This is a genomic window from Thorsellia kenyensis, from assembly GCF_042432445.1.
GTDB classification, from domain to species: Bacteria; Pseudomonadota; Gammaproteobacteria; order Enterobacterales; family Thorselliaceae; genus Thorsellia; species Thorsellia kenyensis.
Genome location: NZ_JBHLXE010000014.1, coordinates 1 through 21,449 on the forward strand (window position 1 = coordinate 1; position 21,449 = coordinate 21,449).

19 protein-coding genes and 1 pseudogene are annotated in these 21,449 nt (G+C 33.7%); 11 read left to right on the forward strand and 9 right to left on the reverse strand.

Going from position 1 to position 21,449, the window contains the following annotated elements; translation table 11 throughout:
• The first annotated feature begins 267 nt into the window (after positions 1–267).
• On the forward strand, positions 268–1,179 hold the full coding sequence (gene malM, locus ACFFIT_RS01340) for a maltose operon protein MalM (RefSeq protein ID WP_385875680.1): 912 nt from the start codon (positions 268–270) through the stop codon (positions 1,177–1,179).
• 1,028 nt (positions 1,180–2,207) lie between these two features.
• On the opposite strand, the gene malG is transcribed toward malM, so the two are convergent.
• The 3 genes from malG to malE all read right to left on the reverse strand — a co-directional run bounded on the left by malG (position 2,208) and on the right by malE (position 5,958).
• Positions 2,208–3,098 (reverse strand): maltose ABC transporter permease MalG, encoded by an 891-nt coding sequence (malG, locus tag ACFFIT_RS01345; protein ID WP_385875682.1) that lies wholly within the window; start codon positions 3,096–3,098, stop codon positions 2,208–2,210.
• 10 nt (positions 3,099–3,108) lie between these two features.
• Positions 3,109–4,674, reverse strand: a complete 1,566-nt coding sequence (gene malF, locus ACFFIT_RS01350; protein WP_385875684.1) for a maltose ABC transporter permease MalF — start codon at positions 4,672–4,674, stop codon at positions 3,109–3,111.
• Between the two features lie 90 nt (positions 4,675–4,764).
• Entirely contained in the window at positions 4,765–5,958 is a 1,194-nt protein-coding gene (malE, locus tag ACFFIT_RS01355) for a maltose/maltodextrin ABC transporter substrate-binding protein MalE (RefSeq protein WP_385875685.1), read from the reverse strand.
• Positions 5,959–6,402: 444 nt separating this feature from the next.
• Here malE and malK point away from each other — a divergent pair, with 444 nt between their 5' ends.
• Together malK and malQ are read left to right on the forward strand one after the other, a co-directional pair.
• Entirely contained in the window at positions 6,403–7,518 is a 1,116-nt protein-coding gene (gene malK, locus ACFFIT_RS01360; RefSeq protein WP_385875687.1) for a maltose/maltodextrin ABC transporter ATP-binding protein MalK, read from the forward strand.
• 106 nt (positions 7,519–7,624) lie between these two features.
• Entirely contained in the window at positions 7,625–9,706 is a 2,082-nt protein-coding gene (gene malQ / locus ACFFIT_RS01365) for a 4-alpha-glucanotransferase (protein WP_446697442.1), read from the forward strand.
• A 465-nt stretch (positions 9,707–10,171) separates the two neighbouring features.
• Here the strand turns inward: malQ and ACFFIT_RS01370 are convergent.
• Positions 10,172–10,417, reverse strand: a pseudogene (locus ACFFIT_RS01370) (group II intron maturase-specific domain-containing protein); the annotation flags it as partial.
• Between the two features lie 228 nt (positions 10,418–10,645).
• On the opposite strand from ACFFIT_RS01370, the gene ACFFIT_RS01375 reads away from it, so the two are divergent.
• The 8 genes from ACFFIT_RS01375 to ACFFIT_RS01410 all read left to right on the forward strand — a co-directional run bounded on the left by ACFFIT_RS01375 (position 10,646) and on the right by ACFFIT_RS01410 (position 19,111).
• Positions 10,646–10,957, forward strand: coding sequence for a ParB/Srx family N-terminal domain-containing protein (locus ACFFIT_RS01375; protein WP_385875691.1), 312 nt, complete (start codon positions 10,646–10,648; stop codon positions 10,955–10,957).
• On the forward strand, positions 10,957–11,205 hold the full coding sequence (locus tag ACFFIT_RS01380; protein WP_385875693.1) for a DUF7660 family protein: 249 nt from the start codon (positions 10,957–10,959) through the stop codon (positions 11,203–11,205). The genes ACFFIT_RS01375 and ACFFIT_RS01380 overlap by 1 nt, the downstream gene beginning before the upstream one ends.
• A gap of 1,040 nt (positions 11,206–12,245) precedes the next feature.
• Complete coding sequence (locus ACFFIT_RS01385) at positions 12,246–13,316, forward strand: Fic family protein (protein WP_385875710.1); 1,071 nt, start codon at positions 12,246–12,248, stop codon at positions 13,314–13,316.
• 321 nt (positions 13,317–13,637) lie between these two features.
• The gene (locus tag ACFFIT_RS01390) at positions 13,638–13,874 is read left to right on the forward strand and encodes an excalibur calcium-binding domain-containing protein (protein ID WP_385875695.1); all 237 of its coding nucleotides are present in this window, start codon (positions 13,638–13,640) and stop codon (positions 13,872–13,874) included.
• Positions 13,875–15,315: 1,441 nt separating this feature from the next.
• Positions 15,316–16,062: a glutathione S-transferase family protein gene (locus ACFFIT_RS01395; RefSeq protein ID WP_385875696.1), complete on the forward strand. Its 747-nt coding sequence runs from the start codon at positions 15,316–15,318 to the stop codon at positions 16,060–16,062.
• Positions 16,063–16,337: 275 nt separating this feature from the next.
• Positions 16,338–17,015 (forward strand): helix-turn-helix transcriptional regulator, encoded by a 678-nt coding sequence (locus ACFFIT_RS01400; RefSeq protein ID WP_385875698.1) that lies wholly within the window; start codon positions 16,338–16,340, stop codon positions 17,013–17,015.
• 456 nt (positions 17,016–17,471) lie between these two features.
• Positions 17,472–18,809, forward strand: coding sequence for an AAA family ATPase (locus ACFFIT_RS01405; RefSeq protein ID WP_385875699.1), 1,338 nt, complete (start codon positions 17,472–17,474; stop codon positions 18,807–18,809).
• Positions 18,810–18,955: 146 nt separating this feature from the next.
• Positions 18,956–19,111 (forward strand): RloB domain-containing protein, encoded by a 156-nt coding sequence (locus ACFFIT_RS01410; RefSeq protein ID WP_385875711.1) that lies wholly within the window; start codon positions 18,956–18,958, stop codon positions 19,109–19,111.
• Positions 19,112–19,238: 127 nt separating this feature from the next.
• Here the strand turns inward: ACFFIT_RS01410 and ACFFIT_RS01415 are convergent, their stop codons facing one another.
• From ACFFIT_RS01415 to ACFFIT_RS01435, 5 genes are all read right to left on the reverse strand, one after another.
• Entirely contained in the window at positions 19,239–19,406 is a 168-nt protein-coding gene (locus tag ACFFIT_RS01415; protein WP_385875701.1) for a hypothetical protein, read from the reverse strand.
• A 147-nt stretch (positions 19,407–19,553) separates the two neighbouring features.
• A complete protein-coding gene (locus ACFFIT_RS01420) occupies positions 19,554–19,982 on the reverse strand; it encodes a hypothetical protein (protein WP_385875703.1) in 429 nt (142 codons plus the stop codon).
• A 67-nt stretch (positions 19,983–20,049) separates the two neighbouring features.
• Complete coding sequence (locus ACFFIT_RS01425) at positions 20,050–20,454, reverse strand: DUF2931 family protein (RefSeq protein WP_385875705.1); 405 nt, start codon at positions 20,452–20,454, stop codon at positions 20,050–20,052.
• 50 nt (positions 20,455–20,504) lie between these two features.
• Complete coding sequence (locus tag ACFFIT_RS01430; protein ID WP_385875706.1) at positions 20,505–20,723, reverse strand: hypothetical protein; 219 nt, start codon at positions 20,721–20,723, stop codon at positions 20,505–20,507.
• Positions 20,724–20,829: 106 nt separating this feature from the next.
• Positions 20,830–21,183, reverse strand: a complete 354-nt coding sequence (locus tag ACFFIT_RS01435; RefSeq protein WP_385875708.1) for a hypothetical protein — start codon at positions 21,181–21,183, stop codon at positions 20,830–20,832.
• Positions 21,184–21,449 lie beyond the last annotated feature (266 nt).

The window sequence follows — 21,449 nt, forward strand, 5'->3', positions numbered from 1 at the left end:
ACATCTTAATGTCAATTGATATTATTTATTTTTTGATCAATTGGTTAAGGTTTGATCTCCCCCTGACGTATGGTAGTAGTACGGCATGGGCGAATGGTACTAATAAACGTGTTGAATTTAATCAAGATGAGATTACCTTTGGTGCTCAGGTAGAAGCTTGGTGGTAATTTTTTTTACAATTTGGTAATTGATAAAGCAGCGGTGGTGATTGCCTGCTGCTTTATTTTTTAATATAGACACTTCACAAGTACATTGGATTAAGTAAAAATGAAAATGAAAAACGCCTTTTTCAAACAAAAGAAAGCATTGAAGATCTTTTTAGCAGCCGCATCAATCTCGTTTATTGCTCCTTCCTACGCCGAGGCAAATGACAATATTCAAATAAACTATGCACAAGATCTTCAGAGTTTGCATTGGGAATCATTTATTCCTAATGTAAAAAAAGAACTAAAAATTAACGAATTATCACAACAGGTTAACCTATCAAATGTATCTGGTAAAATTGCGGCGCTAACAGTACCTGCAGATAGAGGCACATTAGATGTAAATATAAGTAGTGTGATTGATAATAACCTGGTATTTGTTCCTAATGTGTTAGTGTTTGACGAAAATTTTGATCTTTCCGCATCATTCGGTAGTGAACATTTTAAATTTAAACCTTCAGGTTTAATGAAAAGTGATGCAATAGAAGGGCATTTGACACTAACTCCAGCTATTGGACAAAAACTGATTTATCTTTTGATTTATACTACATCAGAGGATTTGAAAGGACAAACGCAAATGCTCGCAGCAGCAAAAGCTTATGCATCCGGAACAGGGCATGCCATTCCAAATATTCCAGATCCAATTGCTAAGCATTCTCCTATCGGTAATTTAATTATTGAAGTGACTGCACAAAACGAAAAAGATAATAATGTCATTGTTGGATTACCTATATTTAATAGTAATAATAAAAACAGTTCAATAGATTTATCACATTCGACAAAGAAGCAAGCTCAGTACAATACGAAGAGAAGTCAACCTATATTAAACGAAACGGCTCAATACTTCGATAACCAAATAAAGAATGCGGTTAAAGCTGATGATATAGATAAAGCACTACGGTTGCTAGAAGAGGCTGAAAAATTGGGTTCTAGTACGGCAAGAGATACATTTGTAAAAAGTGTTGAAAATAAATAACTTTATTGCAATAAGATCTTATAAGTTCGCTAGAATTTATTAGTAATCTTTACTACTCATTTTACTATGGCCATTGAAAATAACTTTCTTTGGCTATTGCCCTAAAATATTCAAGCATCACGAATAAAGTTCATAGGCTAAAAAATTTAACAATAACTATCATCCAATTTATAAAATTCGCTTAACATTATAAATAGCGTTCGCAGAACTTATCAGTCATAATAAATCATAAAAGCTTTATCTTAATTCATTCAAATCTTTTGCTAAAATTATTAAAATTTTAAAGAAACTATTAATATCAAATAAAAATTATAGAACACTTGTTTAATTAAAAAGCACCCCACTTTTAATGCAATGACTTCAGATTCTATCATTTGGGCAAAATTCTAGTATTACATTTTTATCTAATCAATTATTTATATGTAATTATATTTTGAATCCGATATTTATCTGATAAAAAGCTCGTTATGATATATTTGTTCTAGATTACTATATCGAACAGATGAAGTCGTTAAGGCTTTATACCAATAAATATCTGACATCCTCCACACAATTATTCTGCTTGATTGGCCTGAGATTCATAGTGAATCAAGATTTCGGCCAAATCAAACTCAATTCATGCTTTATTTCCCTATTTAAATATGTTGTTTTCTTAAAAAAGTTAAATAAATACAGTGTCAAGATTACTGAATAATTGTATTCCACACAGCATAGGACTACATACTTAATCAGATAGGAGGCTTTGCTACAAATTAAACTTTATGTTATTTGGCACGCTATATCTTTTAATACAGAAACTCCGGTGCTTTTGTATTATATACGATATGCTTCCTAGATCCCCCTTTGCCCCAAGTGTTTGATTAAATAAGCCTTGTATTTAGGTCTACTTCTCCTTATTCAGAGGGACTTATTTTTCATATTGGAGGCGTGTGTCAGTATTTCGAACAAAAAAAACGCATAAAAATAATGATAATTTTATGCGTTGATACAACCTATTTATAAAAAGTTGGTAAAGGATAGATAAATAATTAACCTTTAACACCTCCAGAGGTTAAACCACCGACCAGCCATTTTTGGGCTATTAGAAATACAGCAGTAATCGGTAAGGCTGATAAGATAGCTGAAGCAGCAAAGTCACCCCACAAATAATTTTGTGGATTTAAATATTGCTGCATTCCTACGGCAAGTGTATAGCTATTAACATCACGAAGCAAAAGTGAAGCAACTGGAACTTCGGTAATTGCACCTATAAACGATAAAATAAATACTACAGCTAAAATTGGGGCGGATAAAGGAAGCAGAACAAGTTTAAACGCTTGCCACGGAGTAGCGCCATCTAGAGCAGCTGCTTCTTCTAAAGATTTATCAATTGTTTCAAAATATCCTTTAATTGTCCAAACATGAAGTGAAATACCGCCAAGGTAAGCAAAAATAAGTCCACCATGGGTGTTTAAACCAAGAAATGGAACGTATTCTCCGATTCTTTGAAATAAAGAATATAAAGCCACTAATGCTAATACCGATGGGAACATCTGAAAAATTAGCATCCCTTTTAGTAAACTGGTTTTACCTCTAAATTTCATTCTCGCAAAGGCATAAGCACAGGTGGTTGAAAGAGTGACAATCATTAAAGATGTTATCAAGGCTATTTTTATTGAATTCCAAAGCCAAAGTAACACAGGGAATGGAGGAGGGACAACTTGTCCATCAGATCTAACGATGTCAAAACCTAAAGCCAATTTCCAATGATCTAAAGAAATCTCAGACAAAAGAATATCACCAGTAGAAAAATTCCCTGGCCTTAAAGAAATGATCACAACCATTAACAAAGGAAACATTATACCTGCAACAAAAGTGATCAATAAAGCATGAGTCAATAAAACTCTTAAACGATGTTTTTTTGAAGTAACTATAGCCATTTTTTTTCCTCTAATCTAAATCCATCTTACTGGCCTTCATATTAATAATAGCAATAAGCCCAACAATTAAGAAAATTATTGTGGAAATTGCTGCAGCTAATCCAAAGTTTTCTCCACCACCGCCTTCAAATGCAATTCTATAAGTATAGCTTACTAATAAATCTGTATGCCCAGCTGGTGCAGTGGTATTTGTCATGTTCGGACCACCACGTGTCAGTAGCATGATTAAGACAAAATTATTAAAATTAAACGCAAATGAAGCTATCATAAGTGGGGTAAGTGGCTTAATTAGTAGTGGGAGAGTAATTTTAGTGAAATTTTGCCAAGGTGTAGCACCATTAAGTGCAGATGCTTCATAGAGATCATCTGGTATAGCTTTTAACAATCCCATGCATAAAATCATCATGTAAGGATAACCAAGCCACGTATTTACAATAATAACCATAATCTTAGCTTGCAGTGGATTATTAAACCATTCTGGTCTAATTCCAAAAACCATATCTAGCAATTGATTTATTTCTCCAAATTCCTGATTAAACAACCCCCTAAAAATGAGTATAGAAATAAAACTTGGTACTGCATATGGTAAAATTAGTAAAACTCTATACAAAGCTTTTCCTTTCAATGATTCCCACTGAACTAAACTTGCAAGAATTGTCCCTAATGCAGTCGTTAGAAACACTGTTATGCAAGAAAATAAAACAGTCCATATAAAAATACTAAGAAATGGTCCTCTAATATTATTATCACTAAAAACCTGAGTAAAATTACTCAGACCAATATTCACAGTGAAACCAGCATCAGTATTAGTACCTGGAATAAATTGTTCTTTTTCATCAATCTGTTGGAAAAAGCCAACATCAAAATTTGGCCGAATTTTTGCTCCTGTATCAGTATTTAATATCGTTATGCCATCACTTTGTAAAACATATAATGGCTTTGATACTGCAAACTCTCTTAATGATTTTAGTCTGATCTCTCTACCATCAGGAAGCATACCAACGAAATTTTTTAAGGAATCTCTGTAAGCTATTAATTCTTTGAAATTTAATTTGCCTTCTAATGGAATATTGTCAGTGATATTCAAAACAACCGGCTCATTGATTGAGGATAAATCAACATTTTCAACAAAATATATGCTGTTGTTCAACTTATCTTCGAAATAAAAATCAAGGCTATTTTCATTTTTTATCAAAGAAAAATTTAAAACTTCTCCAGAAAATGATTGGCGGGATAAAAGGACAGATTGAGCACGTTCAAAGGTAAGTTGATTTTTACTGCTATAATTCGTAAACCCCAAGATAACCGTTGCTATCAATGGAAAAATAATAAATATACCTATACCGCTGATACCTGGAAACACATATCTCCAAGCATATGTAGATTTATTATTGAAAATATAAATTGCGCTCCCCATTATAAATAGGGTGAGTAGAGCAAAAAGAATTTCACCCTGAGCGTACATAGCGATAACTAAATAACCTGTGAGCAAAATTGAAAAAACGATAATAATATATTTAAGCAAGTTTTTATAATAAAAATGATTGGCTTTTTTAGGATTAGTCAGTGTAGTCATCGTTTAGTCCAGAAAGGTAAGAAATTATTGCAAAAAAGTGAATTCTAATTAAAAAAAATCCCTAGCAGACAAGCCACTAGGGATGAGATCTTACTCAGTAATTCCTTTTTGTATTCTATTTGCCGCATCATTTGCTGCTTCAAGTGCTGTTTGACTTCCACTTGTCACATTCAAAATGCTGTTTCTCATAGCGTACCAAAATGAAGCCATTTGAGGGATATTAGGCATAATTTCACCATTCTGAGCATTTGCCATAGTAGCAGCAATTCTCGGATCTTTTTCTAATTCAGTTTGGAAAGTTTTTAATGAAACTGCTCCTAAAGGCTTATCTTTGTTGACAGTAGCTAATCCATCATCCGTAATTAAAAAATTCTCAAGAAATTCAACCGCTAAATCTTTATTGGGACTGGCTGAGTTAATGCCTGCACTCATAATACCTACAAACGGTTTAGATGGTTTTCCTTGGAAAGTTGGTAAAATTGCGACACCATAATTAATGCCAGTCTGATCCATATTTGACCAAGACCATGGACCATTTATAGTCATTGCAACTTCGCCTTTGTTAAATGCGGCTTCGGCGATTGAGTAGTCTGTTTCAGCATTCAGTACGCCTTTAGTAATTAGATCGCTAATAAATTGCAAACCTGCAATAGAACCTTCAGAATTTACACCTGTATTTTTTACATCAAATCCAGTATCTGTTGGTTTGAATGCATATCCACCAGCCGCAGCGATTAATGGCCAAGTAAAATAAGGTTCTTTAAGATTAAACATAATGGCTTTTTTATTCTTTTTCTTTAACTCTAAATCTAGATCAACTATTTCTTCCCATGTTGCAACAGGATTAGGAAGTAAATCTTTATTGTAGATTAGTGATAAAGATTCAACTGAAATAGGGTATGCTATAGTTTTACCGTTGAATTTTACAGAATCCCATGTGAAGGGAAAGAGTTTTTCTTTGAAAGATTCTGATGGATTGATGTCTGCTAATAGGCCTGACTCAGCATATCCACCTAATCTGTCATGTGCCCAAATAATTATATCTGGACCATTGCCTGATGCGGCAAGCTGAGGGTATTTTTCTTCTAGTTTATCAGGATGTTCTACAACAACCGGAACTCCTGTTTCATCAGTAAATTTTTTCCCCACTTCTGCAAGACCATTATATCCTTTGTCGCCATTGATCCAAATAACTAGTTTTCCTTCTTCTATTGCAGCAAATGCGGCAGTTGAAAGGGATAATGAGATTGCAACTGCTAATGTTTTAACGGTATTTTTGATCATAATGTCATCCTTATTTTATGTTAACAAGATAAATCCTAAATAAATACACTTACAAACTAATGAGAAGATTATTTTAAATTATTTAACCATGACTTGACGTTCCTCAAATAAAGTTTTAACAGCTTCGAGGATTAATTATTCAGGTAGTACAGTTAATACTACTATATGATATAATAAATGAGCATTATCTAACTTTGACATTCCTCACAAAATGAAAAAACAATAAAAATATATTACTATTAGTTTGACTAAATTAAAAATAGTATCTCATAATGTAAAACGAGAAGACGAATTAAAGTAATAATTATATTGCAAGGTATTCTATTACATAATTTTATCTGTTGTTTGATAATATCAATTGATAGGGTCTTAATGAATACAGTAACAATTAAAAGCTTAACTTAAAGTATTAGTGTTCACGTTTAAAATAAAAAGGGGTATTTTATGGCGACAGTTGTTTTAAAAGATGTAGGCAAATCCTATGGCGATGTTGTTATCTCTAAAAATATTAATATGGAAATTAATGATGGAGAATTCGTTGTCTTCGTTGGTCCCTCTGGCTGTGGTAAATCAACATTGTTAAGGATGATTGCTGGACTTGAAGACATTACGACCGGTGAACTCACTATTGATGGTAAACGTATGAATGAAATTCCCCCATCGGAACGTGATATAGGTATGGTTTTTCAATCTTATGCCTTGTACCCCCATTTTACGGTTGAGGATAATATGTCCTTTGGACTCAAACTAGCAGGGCATAAAAAAAATGAGATTAAACCTAAGGTCAGTGATGTTGCAGAAGTACTTCAACTCAAACATTTACTAGATAGAAAGCCTAAAGCTTTATCAGGTGGACAACGTCAACGCGTTGCAATAGGAAGAACACTTGTTGCTGATCCTGGCGTGTATCTTTTAGATGAGCCACTTTCCAATCTAGATGCTGGATTACGGGTACAAATGCGTATTGAAATCTCTAGATTGCATAAAAGATTAAAAAAAACCATGATTTATGTTACCCATGATCAAGTCGAAGCAATGACTTTAGCTGACAAAATAGTCGTGTTAGATGCAGGTTATATCGCGCAAATCGGTAAACCACTTGAATTGTACCACTATCCTCAAAATAGATTTGTTGCTGGTTTTATCGGTTCTCCTAAAATGAATTTTTTACCGGTAAAAGTCACTGCTATTGAGCCAGATAGGCTTGAAGTAGAATTACCAAGTCCAAATAAAAAAAGAGCATGGATCCCAGTGGATACAACCGGAGTTAAACCAGATTCAATAGTCTCTTTAGGCATAAGACCCGAGCATCTACTTCCCGCCGAACTAGGTGATGTTACACTTGAAGGAAATATTACAGTTGTTGAACAATTAGGAAATGAAACCCAAATTCATATTGATATTCCTTCTATTAAATCACAGCTTGTTTATCGCCAAAATGACGTTATTTTAGTTGAGGAAGGAACCGAATTTTCTGTTGGATTACCTCTGCATCGTTGTCATATATTCAAAGAAGATGGAACAGCATGTAGAAGATTGTTTAAAGAGTTAGGCGTATAGTAAATCATTTCTTTTGCAATTAGTTATGCTTTCAATTAAGGTATTACAGTAATAATTTTAATTTAGTGACTCATTCAAGATTCAACAAGGATTCATAATGCAAAACTTGCCATTAGATGACATAAAAAATAACGCAATGCGTGCAGGTATAGGATTAAGTTATCACAATGCCTTTGGCCAAAACCAAGAAATTAATGAATTTACTTTGACAAAATTACTATCAGCGCTCAATACTGAAGCTGCTAATAGTATTCAGCCACTCAATTATTTAGAACCAGTTTACATAGGATATGTGGGTAATCATGAGCAAATCACTGTGAATATAGAAGGGGATTTCCAGTGGCAAATCATCCTCGAAAATGGTGAGATTTTTGCCCATGGTCAGCAAAATTGGAAAACACTTGATATACCTTGCACACTTGAATTAGGCTACCATAGTTTAAAAATTCACTCTTTAGATGACAATAAGACTGAAACAGCATCAATCATAATTACTCCTCATCGTTGTTTTGAACAAAATGAACTCGTGAGTAATAAAAAATTATGGGGTGTCTGTGTCCAGCTATATACTTTAAAGAGTGAAAGTTACTGGGGAGTGGGTGATTTTGGATGTCTCAAGCAGCTTATTCATCAAATAGCTTCTAAAGGTGGCGCTTATATTGGTCTGAATCCACTTCATTCACTGTTCCCTGCAAATCCTGAAAGTGCTAGTCCTTATGCGCCATCCTCAAGAAAATGGATTAATGTAATCTATATTGATGTAGATAATGTTGAAGATTTTAAAAATAATCCGCAGGCTCAAAAATGGTTTAATGATTCTACAATCCAAAGCATTCTTGCCGAAGCCAGAAATGCTGAATATGTAAATTACACTCAAGTGCAATACTTAAAAAAAGAAGCGTTAAAAATCGCTTTTGAGCAATTTTTAACAAGAGCTGAAGATTGCCCCTCAAAAAAATCATTCCAAGAATTCAAGAAAAAAGGCGGTCAAAGTTTATATCAACAAGCAGCCTTTGATGCTTTGCATGAAAAACTATCCGCTAATGATATTATGCAATGGGGTTGGCCTGTCTGGGATAAACAATATTCTGATTTTCACCAACCCGCAGTACAAGCGTTTTGTTTGGGGCATACTCAATCAATCGATTTTTATACTTGGCTTCAGTGGCTTGCCTTTACTCAATTAGATGAGTGTTATGAGGTGTGTAAAGATCTTAACATGCCTATAGGATTGTATCGAGATTTAGCAGTTGGAGTAGGAGAGGGTGGCGCTGAAATTTGGGGCGATAAGGCTCTATATTGTCTTGATGCTTCAGTAGGCGCACCTCCAGATATTTTAGGTCCTCAAGGCCAAAACTGGGGGTTACCTCCTATGCATCCAAAGGTTCTTTACAATCGTGCTTATCAGCCATTTATCGATCTTCTTAGAGCAAATATGCAATCATGCGGTGCACTCAGAATGGATCATGTTATGGGGCTTCTCAGATTGTGGTGGATACCTTATGGTGAAACAGCAGATAAAGGCGCCTATATGCATTTTAATGTAGATCATTTCCTTGCAATTATTGCTTTAGAAAGTCACAGAAATCAGTGCATGGTTATTGGTGAAGATTTAGGGACAGTACCTCCAGAAATCGTCGATAAACTCCATTATAAAGGAGTCTATTCTTATAAAGTGGTCTATTTTGAAAACAATAATAACTACTTTATTGATCCTGAGCACTACAAACAACAAGCTATTGCAACTATCACAACTCATGACTTACCCACTTTAAGTGGATATTGGTCAAAATATGATTTTGATCTAGGTAAAGAAGTAGGTGTCTACAAGAATGAAGATGTTCTTCATCAGCTATCCGAGGATAGAAACCACAAAAAACAAGGGTTACTTGACGCATTACATAGAAAAGGGTGCTTTGATACCCATTTTACTGGTAATGCAATGGAAGCGGACATGAGCCTATCTCTCAATAAAGCAATACATAAATTCACAGCATTAACAAATGCTGCTTTAATAGGGTTACAACCTGAAGACTGGATATTAACTAAGACACCTGTCAATATCCCTGGCACTAGTGAAGAGTACCCTAACTGGCGCCGAAAGCTTGGCTGCACAATTGAAGAGATGTTTACTAATAGAGAAGTTCATGAAGTGATTGATGTGGTAAACACAATTCGTCCACGTTAATAACTCATATCCTCTTTACAAATTCAAAAAGTGTAACGGTAGAACAAGTGCTTAACACGAATTTTACCGTTAACTTCTATATGAAAGCTAGTTTAGCTAAATACCTTCGCAATAGCTTGTACTGGTATACTGATTTCGGACACTCATTAAGAGGTGATAGAATGAGTATCATTAAATAATTAGGGTAAAATTATGACCAAGAAAACATGACGTGTTTTTAGTACTGAATTCAAACTTGAATGTGTCAAATTAGCGGAACTTGTCAAGATAGTTGTTAGTTATTTATAATTTTTACATACTAAGCTACACCGTTTGTTTTTTCCTTTTCAGGCATTTCATTAAGCGTCACTTTAGTTATTGGACTATCGAGTAGAGCACAGGGGTTTCACCCGCACCCTCTCACAGAACCACACGTGACACTCTCGCGTCATGTGGCTCTTCTAATCAACCTCTCATGTCTTATCGCTATGCTGTTTTGGCTTTAGCATTTAGTTTAAATTGCCAATGAGCAAACAGCCCTCTGTAGCGAACACTCGATTTTATCTCTTCAAGTAGTTTAAATGCTTTGGTTTTCTTGCCTTTGTACCTTTTATGCTTCTTCATGATCCATCTAACTAGACGTGCATCTAATATGCGCCATATCTCCTCTAGTTCAGATTGATAGAATTTACCATAGTAATTGATGATCCCCCTAATGTAGGGATTGATTACTCTAGCTACACTCCTCTGTTATTAGCCAATTTAATTGCATTCATTTTAAATTCATCTGAAAATTTAGGGTTAGCCATATTTTTAATATCTCCTATTATTTAATGATAGTGTACTATAAACATTATTAACAACTATCCTAATTGATAGGAATATGCACCAAATCCACTGAGCTGGGTGGACCCGTTGGGATGGGGTTGTGGGACAATAAATCCTAGAGAAGTACGTTTTATGCTAAAGGGTGTTAGTAATAAGACAGGTGATTTTACTGTGTTGCAGAATGCGAAAGATTTCAAAAGTGGTAAAATGAGTCCTCATGATTTTCCAAGTCCAATGCGAGTTTGGAAAGATGATGAAGGGAAAATATGGACATTAGATCATCGTAGGCTTGCATCATATAGATTAGCAGGGCTTGATTCAGTTCCTGTAGAATGGGTAACTCAGCAGCAAGCTATGAAAGAAATATGGAAAATGGATACAGTTACAGATGGATTAACTACTATCTTGAGAGTGGGTGATGGTAATACAAGGGTTATAAGATAATGTTTAATGAAATAAATAGTATTAAAAACAAGGCTGATTTTTTATTTTTCATAAATAAGTTGAAACAGAGTTTGGAAAATGAACTAGAAAGTTGGGTTAATAATGACTTATCATCATATTTGGAAGCTCTATCAGATTGGATCGAGGGGATAGAGCAATTTTATATCAATACAAAACAGCCTATTCCAGAAAATATCAGTTGGAAGGTTTTTGCAGATATTCTAATGGCTGCAAAAATGTATGAGTAAGCAAAATACCATAAAGGCTCGCAGGAGAAAGCGAGGCTTCAAAAAACCGAGAAGAGTAGGTGGTATGCTTATGAAGAAAATAGCTATGCACCGTTGGCCCTGATTGACGATTGGCATGAAATAGATAAAGATGAAATCGTTTAGTATCATAATCAGCTTAATGGTGTCCCATATGCCTTATCAAGTGCGCAAGGCGAGCTCATCTTTGAAACAAAAGAGTATTTATGGGGAAATTATCGCCTCCCTGCAAAAAAACTATACTATTACAGGTAAATATGTAGTAAATGTATACAGGGATAGGGATAGGGATACAGCTATTTTATCTGCATTTAGTTTATAGTTTATTTTGGAGATCATAAAGAACTATTAAGAAAGTGAAGGGGAGACATAACCCTATGAATAGTTTGTATTTGTAATTTACTGATCTAGCCTTGACTGATTTATTTGTTATTCAAATTGTATTATTTAACATAACATACATATTTTTCGGTGTTAATATTTTAAAATCAACACTTAAGTTGTTTTAAATTGTGATAACGAAATCATATATTTTTGTTATTAAAGTAATTAAATCTTAATTACTTACTATATTTTTAACTATGATTTAAAGGGAAGTACCGTATTACAAAAAATCACTCCTTTTCAAAGCATTTTATTATCCAATATTTTTTTTCTGAAAGTTCTTTGCAACGTCTTAGCTGTGGATGGTGCCTTGGGGTGAATTTAGATATCAGAATAAATCCTGTTTGATTAATTTTATTTGTGAAATAGAACAAGTCTATTGAAAGTATCCACTCAATTTAAAGTAAATGATTTAAATAAGAATTTTATGTTCCATCTAAAATAAATTACCACCAATAAACAATTTCTCTATATTAATTTTCAATCTGCGGTGAATAATTAGTTTAATCACCACACAAAACTAGGTGATTAAACTTTATCTTGCGGTGAATACAACTTATAATCACCGCAAATAATGAGGTAATTAATATGTGGATCTATGAATATAAAGATTGGCCGAACTTTAAGCGCTTGTCACTATACTTGCAGATTTACGCCATCGTCAAGGCCATTTACTAGGTCGAATGGAGGGTATAGGTTTTGATCTTAAAAGAGAAGCTTCTTTAAGGATGCTAACAAATGATGTTGTTAAATCATCTGTTATTGAAGGAGAAAATCTAAATCCAATAGAAGTGCGTTCTTCAATTGCTCGTAAATTAGAATTCGATATTGCTGGTTTGATTCAATCAAGCAGGGATGTCGATGGTCTAGTTGAAATGATGCTGGATGCAACTCAGAAATTCTCAACTCCTTTAACAAAAGAGAGATTATTTGACTGGCATGCAACCTTATTTCCGACAGGCCGTAGTGGTATGCAGCGAATAATAGTAGCTCAATGGCGGACTTTAGAGTCTGGAACAATGCAAGTGGTTTCAGGTCCAATTGGTAGGGAAAAAGTTCACTTTGAAGCACCAACTGCAGATAAACTCGAAAATGAAATGGCAGCATTTTTTGAATGGTTTGAAAATAACAATCAAATTGATCCGGTTGTTAAAGCTGGTATAGCTCATTTATGGTTTGTTACCATTCACTCGTTTGAAGATGGAAATGGCCGTATTGCAAGAGCTATTGGGGATATGTCCCTTGCACGCGCAGATGGAACAACAGATCGGTTTTATAGTTTATCGTCACAAATAGAAATTGAACGAAATAATTATTACGCACAACTTGAATTACAACAAGGTGGCACTACAGATATAACTAGTTGGTTGAATTGTTTTTTAGACTGTCTAGGCAGGGCTATTAATAATGCAGAAAAATGCCTTGCAAACGTGATGTTTAAAGCCAATTTATGGCATAGAATTAATCAAAAACCTGTTAATGATCGCCAACGTCATATCATCAATCTTATGCTTGATGATGGGGTTGAAGGTTTTATCAACACATCTAAATATGCAAAATTAGCAAAGTGTTCTAATGATACTGCTTTGAGAGATATTATAAACTTAAGGGACCGGGGCGTATTCATACAGAACCAAAGAGGGGGACGTAGCACAAGTTATAGATTACCTGATCCCGAATGTGACAAGTTCATCTCACCAAAAAGCTAGATGATATTGAAACTTATTTTATTACAACGTCACTTTTAATTGGTTAGGCGATGCGACGCTGTAACAAAAGATTTAAGGTTAATGTTGATCATCCTAGACTCCAGAATAGAATGAAGTAAAAACAATAATTATAGCAATAAAAACAAAATTGACGATATCACACCCTTTAGAAGAATGATTAAATTTTCAGTAAAGTGGTTTAATGTTAATCTTATGAGCAATCAAGCATGATAACGACTCATACAAGCGTTCATACACGGTTGAATAGAGAATCCACCCCAGTAAGTGTCATGTTGAATGCTCAAGCACAAGGAATCTTGAATGAAAAATTTTTTAATGATAATAATTTTCACAACTGCTTGCTTAAGTGCTTCAGCCGAAACTAAAACTGACAAGCAAGATATACAAAAAATAGAAAAATATGATTGTACCAAAAAGACTTGCCCTCAAATGGTGAGTTGTGAAGAAGCTATGTACAAATTGAAACAATGTGGTATGGGAAAATTAGATAGAGACAAAGATGGTGTACCTTGCGAAACAATTTGTTCAGGAGGTTAAAGGTGCTTTATAAAAGAAACTTTTACGCATTGTAATATTTTTGTGTATTGTTATTTAGAAGCGAATCTTAAAAAAGGCAATCTAGTTAGGCTCCATGAATCAGGGCAATTGTAGTATTCAAGAATATGAGATATTTAGCTAAAGATAGCATAAATATATAGATTGATTGATTGATTGATTGATAATATTTTAGTGTGTTTACTTAAAATTGAACTCTAAATACCTATAATCCATAGATAAAAGAACACACACAAGAGGATAATGCTAACTTTTTGCAAGATCACTAAAATAAATAGAGTATTAGAAACCCTAAAATAGAAATTCTAAATTAAAAGGGTTGAAGCATATTTATAAGCAATGAATGTTATCACACGAAATCCGAAAAGATTTTCATATTGAGTTATTGATATATAGTTTATTTAATATTGTGATTCTGTGTGATTAGGTAAGCCGAAAATTTGTGATTAGGATTATTAACTCGAGATGCAATTTAAACCGAAATATAGAGTGTAAGAAAAATAAGCGCATAGATGGAATAGAACTAAGAACTTGCAAGGTTGATAATTATACAGTTGAGATTATTAATTTAACATAATATACATTATGCGAATTAATTATGTTAATCAGATAGCATGTTAAACAGTATTATGATTGTAAAAATCCCCATTAAACCGAGATTAAATTGCAATGCCGTGATGATCCGAATCATAAGATTCAATCCTTTTTTTTATTAAGGCTTTACAAGCTAACAAGCGGTGCCACCGCTCTAAATATTAATCGTGCCGACCACATCTGCATGATTTTCATAACCACTTTCGAAACATTGAAACTAAACTTGTGTTCGTCTGTTTTTCATAATCTTGTTGAAGTTATAATAAGGAATCATTTTAATATAAAATTCTGATTTGTATTCTTTCTCAATTAAATGATTTAGGTTCAAAATTTATTCAATATATGATTTTAACTTCATTTTTTTGGGTTACAGCGTCTCTTTTCAACCCAAAAAAATGACGCTGTAACCAAAATTCAAATATTATCTAGTCAATTTGTAGTTTAAGAGGTCCCATCTAGATGGTGTAATCTATAATTTATAGTGCCCCCTATTTTGCATTAATGCGCAGCAAGTTTATGAATTTAATATTTTTACTTGCGTAAAGCAAGACTGCATTATTGATCATATTTTACGAAAGTAACGACTTAAAAAATATAAGGCAAAAGCAGTTCGAATGAGTCGTGTCACTTTTAACTTTCGACTACTGCCATTTTTTGGTCATCGTTAAGTTTAAACTAAATAGAGTAAAAAAATCTCGCAGAAATGAATCAGTGAGTGTTTTACTTAACGTAGGCTTAACACATTAAATTGTTTAAATGATGTCACTTAATTATTAGCACTTTCTACTAACTTTTATTTTCTTTCAAACACAATTTTTTGAGGTATCTCATGAAAACAAATAACGAAAAAAAATTCAATTATCAAACAATTGTAATTAAAAACTCACAAAACTTAAATGTTGAATCTGTAGACGCATCTAGTTTGATCTTATATAGTAACCCACATTCTAGAGGTAATACAGTGCAATGGATGTTAAATGAATGCGCAGTGGACTATACTATTCAACTAATTCAATTTAACAATGAAACTAAATCTGATTTTTTCCATTCTATTAATCCATTAGGCAAAGTACCAGCTCTAGTTCATAGAGGTAAAATTGTCACCGAAACCGTAGCAATATGCAGCTATCTTGCAGAGTACTTTCCTACTAAAATGCTTAAGCCAGAGAGCAATTCACCTTATCTAACTGACTATTACAGATGGTTATTTTTTACAGCAGGCACATTAGACAGTGCTATTATAGCGAAACTAACAAATACGTTACCATCTGGGTTAGTTGCTGGAATGAGCTCTATTGGTCATTTTGAGGATATTCAAACAGTAATAAAAACAGCGTTAAAAAGCGCAAAACCTTACTTATGCGGTGATCAATTTACGGGAGCTGATGTGGTTTTTGCGAGTTATCTATTATTTGCAACTAATGTAACACATGCTATTGAATCTAGTTCACTTATTGATAACTACTTGCATCCAATAATTCAACGACCTGCCTACTTACAAATGATGTCATTTGTTAATTTACACAGAAGTGAATTTACCCCATATGCACAATCCCCTAGCCTGCAGTGTGAATAATTAAGTATAATCTGTCAAAACTTAATATTGCATGTACTGCATTGTTCTTTATGCTAAAGGTGGGGCACATATTCTTATAAAAAACAGCTGTATCGTATAGGCAATATTGGGTTAATGGCAAATTTAAATCATTTGAGCCACGCAGCTGGTAAAATTGTATTCAAGCATAAACTGGAATATTTCTAATTTATCTTAATCAAGTACCCATTTTAAATCACACTCTTACCCTTTCTAATCTTTATAGGGTTAAATTAATTTGTATCTAGGAATAGGACATGTCACGAGCAGAACGATTACTTGAGTTACTACAATTATTACGGGAATATCGTTACGCTGTAACAGCTGAGGTTCTGGCTTCTAAGTTAAATATAAGTGTACGTTCGCTCTATCGAGATATTAGTTCATTAAGAGCACAAGGAGCCATGATCGAAGGTGGACCTGGTGTAGGTTATCGTCTAACGGAGAGTTATACACTACCACCTTTATCTTTCGACGATGATGAATTACTTGCAATTTCTCTGGGATTAAAGTGGATTGAAATGAATACAGACAAGGCATTAGCTCACTCAGCAAAGCGTGTATTTGCAAAAATTAATGCTATCATTCCTTCACACTCAAAAATTAAATTCAATCATCATGGTATAACTATCCTACAAGGTTCTGGTGATTTCCCTAATCTTTTCGAGATTAGAAAATCTATCCAAAAAGGTCTTAAATTAGAGATCATGTATATAGATGGACAAGCGCAACTTTCATGCAGAGTTATTTGGCCTTGCGCACTAGGCTTTTTTGATGAATCCGCAGTTATAGCAGCATGGTGTGAGCTAAGGCAAGGCTTTAGACATTTTAGACTTGATCGTATCCAGTCATTGAAAGTTTTAGAAGCATTTGCGATACCACCTCATCAATTATTAAAGCAGTGGCAAACCGAATCCAAGATTGATTGCCTATAAATCCATCGATTGTCATCAATGTATTATGCTAATAAGTTCATATGGATATGAAATAGACGCCTAATATATTCATTGTTCTTCACAATATTCATTTTGTAGCAATTCTTATATTACTGCATTACACGCTTGTTTTTATAGTCACCTATACTCTATCAAGTGTGAAACTAGAATTTTCAGGTATTTTACCAATTGGGTTCATGCTGCTAAAACACATATCTCCCCTCCCAAATTTAGTAAATTTTAAATCAATTAGCTGCTCATTTGTCAAATTAACTTAAAGTGAAATAGGCAGATACACAAAATTATTTGCTCGATCCTTTAAGAAAAATTAGATCATAATCCGTTATCCTAAAGTTAGTTTATCTACAAAAATTTTTTTTGATAAGGATATAAAGTATAATTAAAATCATAAATTTCACGAATACCGTTATAAAATGCAGGTAAAAGGAATTATCTATGTTTACAACTATTGCTGTATCAAATTTTAAATCCATAAAAGATAGGGTGGAAATCAATTTTAATTTACCAGTTATAGGTAATCATCTACCTCAGAATGTATATATAAATGATCAAATGACAGCACCTGTTGTTAGAAGTATAGGGATTTATGGTGCGAATGCATCTGGAAAATCAAATGTTTTAATGGCGTTAAAAGCCTTAGAATATATGGTCACAATATCTGGAGATCTTAAGCAAAATGAATTAATTCCTTGCTATGAGCCATATGAGTTATCACCGTATACAAAAAATAAACAAGTCACATTAGAAGCTGAATTTTATTCTGAATCAGGCACAAAGTTTTCGTTTGTTATTTCTTACATAAAGGATAGAATTATCTTTGAATCTTTAGATTATTATCCTTCACGAGTAAAAGCTAATATATTCCTAAGAACTGAAAATGATACGTGGGAAACAATAAAGTTTGGAGGGCATTACAAGGGTGGGATAAAAAGAATTCCTTTTTTTCAAAATAATTCTTATCTTTCTAAAGCAGGTAATAATACCGCAACGCCAAGTATAATCCAAGATGCATATAATTTTTTCCTAAGAAAAATTAAACATTTAGGGCTAAAAGAGAAATTCCGCTTATTGAGTTTTGGAAATAGAGAAACAGTCGCAAAAGAAACAGCTAAGTTACTTTCTATGATAGATACAGGAATAACCGATATTACTGTAAAAAAAATAGATGCGGATTTTTCAAGAACATTTCCAGATGATATGCCTCACGAGTTAAAAGAGATTGTTTTAGAGGATTTTAAATATAGATACTTCTTCTCTCATGAAGATAAAACCGGTGATAAGGTATTTTTACCTTTGTCTAAACAATCAGCTGGTATTCAAAAATTATTTGAATTAATCCCTCTCATTAAATCTGCATTTAATGACAGAAAAGTTATAATTATAGATGAATTAGATAATAGCATTCACCCGCATATCGTAGATCTCATTGTTAGACTATTTAATGATCCTGAAGTTAATATTCTTGGTTCACAGCTATTATTTTCAACCCATAATATGCAACTCATGACACCAGAAAAAATGAGAAGAGATCAAATATTTTTTTGTGAAAAAACTAATGGTTCAACTCAGATCTATAGTTTAGACGATTTTGATAAGAAAAAAATAAAAACTACAACTAATTATGCTAACTGGTATGATGAAGGGCGTTTTGGCGGTGTTCCAAATATTAATTATTTAAAAATTGCGGCTTTTCTCTCAACAAATAACGCCACTGAAACATTAGATTTATCCGAAGATGATATAAAGGATATTTCTAATGGTTTTTTTGAATAGTCTCAAAGGTGGTAGTATGGCAAAAAAAGATTACAAAAAAATACGCCCGAACAATTTGCCAATTTAGCAATAAAGTAGAAAAATGGATCCTCAGATGAGGTTGTTTTTTGGGTCGTATATGCTTATAGCATTTCACGAGTACTTCAATATCTAGACATCGAAAAGCCTGGATCAAAGCTAAACAGCATAATATCAATATCGCTATATCCTGCGTTTGTTTTGAACTTTGGATATTATTACGTTTTGGCTATACATCATTTAACGAGAGAAATATTACCAAACGATTATTGATAGGAATTTAATACCTATAATCAAAGTAATTGCAGATGTGATTTTAATTGATCTAATTCAAAATACCTAAATAGATTTATGTTAGAAGCAATTATCAAAAAGAACACGATTCCCATGATAATTGCACTTTTACTGGTGTTAATTCATCAGTTCATTATACTCACGATTTGCTTGCTCGAAACGAGCCTGAATTGTTGATGATGCTTCACTGAAATAACGACTTACTATATAAACAGCAGCAGAACAAATAAATCCTGGCACTAACAAACATCCAATTTTAAGACGATTGTTGCGTATGATTTTCATTACGATCCAAAAGCGAGGTATCCAGTAACTGATAAGAAATTAAACAAACAGAATTAATACAATGCTACTTTCACCTTAGTGTAAAACAGAATCAAATTAACGGAATTAGCTCAGATACCACTAACATTTTGTATTGAACTAATGATTCTAATTTTTGGTAGGATTATCTTCTAATAACTCAAAATGAATTGCATCTTCTGATTCTGCGAAGACTTCTCGTGTTTCACCTTGCATATTTGTTGCACCTTCTAAAATACGCCCATCATCCGTAGTGATACGATAAATAATATGAGCTATTGGTTTACCTGTGTTTTTATCCTTAACAACAAAAAATTTACTGTAAGGTAAGGGGTTCGGCTCATTGGGTTTCCAGTGTCCATAAGGGAATTTTTTTTGTATTTTCTGTGCTTCAGTCGTTGGTAAAGGAGCAGTTCGCTCAGGTACACCCTTACACCAATCTGTTTCTTCAGCCCGTATTGTTTTCCCTTCAGCAACCCAAATACTAGGGTAATCTATTTTATCTGGTGTGTTCAACAAAGCGTTTACGACACTTCCAGGTGTAATCCTCCTTAACATTAATCTATTCCTATATTGGGGGGGATGTATTTTCGTGATCAATGGAATTCTTCATATAAATTTTTTCTTACATAAGAGTCTGTACCGCGGGGAGGAGTTCAATTTCCGTACCATACAGCTGGCTTTCAACATTTGAGTACCAACATAACGAAATAGATTTGGGTAAGCCGATTAAAGGTGAACGGTTACTATTGCCACTCCAAACCACACGTTCCCAGTGATCGATATGGGCATACCCCCCATTCGCAGTTCCTAAGAAAAACTTATTTGTCACATAACTTTGTCCTTCTACATTTTGGTAGTACATATTTAGAACTTGGGCTGGCAATAGATAAGGAGCTACGATACCTACATTCCAAGTATAAGGCTCAGGCTCAGGCTCAGGTTTGGAAACTAATACATTTTTAAAATAAAGGGATAACCCACCGCTAAGTAGTAATGATAAAATAGTAATGAGTTTAATGTATTTCATCGAATCGTCTTTACTTGTTGGTTATAGATTGCCCTGAGCACCGTGAAAACCTATGGTGATAATGTTTGCATTTCCTTTTCACTCAAATAAGCTTTCTCCGCTTCGCGGTAGTAATAGGTAGTTGAAGAGGTCGCAGCCCCTTCTTCAACCACATCAGCAATGGATTTTTCTGCTGTACGCTCAAGCGATAAAATCCTCGTTGATTGAATTTTGCTATCATACGCGGTCATCATCTGACTAGTTGAGTCATAACGATAGCGCGTATTCATGTCGTGCTACCATATTAAAAGTAGACCGCTCGACTATTTGAACTATTATTTGCAGCAGAGAGGACATTCATTTGAAAGTCATTTTCAAAATAATGTCCCTAGAGTTTTATGGACGCATCGTATATTTGGTTTTTGATAGTCTATCTTCTTTTATCCACCCATCAATTAAACCTAAACTTTTACTGATATACATCACCGAATAAAACCCATTTAGAGAAGTGTAAACATAAACTAGATCACCCTTTATCAGAAATATCTCATTTTGTTTACACTCTTCACTTGGTGCAGTATAAAAATGAGCTTTACTATTACCGACTACTTGGTATACATATTTATTCGAACTGATTAATACACCTCGTTCTTGGTTATTTAATTTTTCACAATAGTCAGTATTTGCACTAATGGAATAATTAAGAAAAAAACTTAATAAGAATACCGTTATATAGATAAAAATTTTCATTGAATTTTTCTCCCTTCCATCACACTTATAAGATAGCTAGCGTAATTCGGATCTGTTGCATACCCCACGTTTTGTATGCCATTATCCCATTCAATCGGATCGGTTGTAACAAATAAAAAAATGCTAGCACCTATTTTTAAAAAGATTCAGTTCTACCCTTAATACAGCCTATAAACGAGTCATACGCGCTGAATTCATCTCGTGGATTATCGAGTAGAACACAGGAACCGCCCCCGCACCCTCTCACAGAACCGTACGTGAGCCTC

Coding starts and splice junctions, on each gene's coding strand:
- malM (WP_385875680.1), top strand. CDS start 268: ATGAAAATGAAAAACGCCTTTTTCAAACAAAAGAAAGCATTGAAGATC.
- malG (WP_385875682.1), bottom strand. CDS start 3,098: ATGGCTATAGTTACTTCAAAAAAACATCGTTTAAGAGTTTTATTGACT.
- malF (WP_385875684.1), bottom strand. CDS start 4,674: ATGACTACACTGACTAATCCTAAAAAAGCCAATCATTTTTATTATAAA.
- malE (WP_385875685.1), bottom strand. CDS start 5,958: ATGATCAAAAATACCGTTAAAACATTAGCAGTTGCAATCTCATTATCC.
- malK (WP_385875687.1), top strand. CDS start 6,403: ATGGCGACAGTTGTTTTAAAAGATGTAGGCAAATCCTATGGCGATGTT.
- ACFFIT_RS01375 (WP_385875691.1), top strand. CDS start 10,646: ATGCTAAAGGGTGTTAGTAATAAGACAGGTGATTTTACTGTGTTGCAG.
- ACFFIT_RS01380 (WP_385875693.1), top strand. CDS start 10,957: ATGTTTAATGAAATAAATAGTATTAAAAACAAGGCTGATTTTTTATTT.
- ACFFIT_RS01390 (WP_385875695.1), top strand. CDS start 13,638: ATGAAAAATTTTTTAATGATAATAATTTTCACAACTGCTTGCTTAAGT.
- ACFFIT_RS01395 (WP_385875696.1), top strand. CDS start 15,316: ATGAAAACAAATAACGAAAAAAAATTCAATTATCAAACAATTGTAATT.
- ACFFIT_RS01400 (WP_385875698.1), top strand. CDS start 16,338: ATGTCACGAGCAGAACGATTACTTGAGTTACTACAATTATTACGGGAA.
- ACFFIT_RS01405 (WP_385875699.1), top strand. CDS start 17,472: ATGTTTACAACTATTGCTGTATCAAATTTTAAATCCATAAAAGATAGG.
- ACFFIT_RS01415 (WP_385875701.1), bottom strand. CDS start 19,406: ATGAAAATCATACGCAACAATCGTCTTAAAATTGGATGTTTGTTAGTG.
- ACFFIT_RS01420 (WP_385875703.1), bottom strand. CDS start 19,982: ATGTTAAGGAGGATTACACCTGGAAGTGTCGTAAACGCTTTGTTGAAC.
- ACFFIT_RS01425 (WP_385875705.1), bottom strand. CDS start 20,454: ATGAAATACATTAAACTCATTACTATTTTATCATTACTACTTAGCGGT.
- ACFFIT_RS01430 (WP_385875706.1), bottom strand. CDS start 20,723: ATGAATACGCGCTATCGTTATGACTCAACTAGTCAGATGATGACCGCG.
- ACFFIT_RS01435 (WP_385875708.1), bottom strand. CDS start 21,183: ATGAAAATTTTTATCTATATAACGGTATTCTTATTAAGTTTTTTTCTT.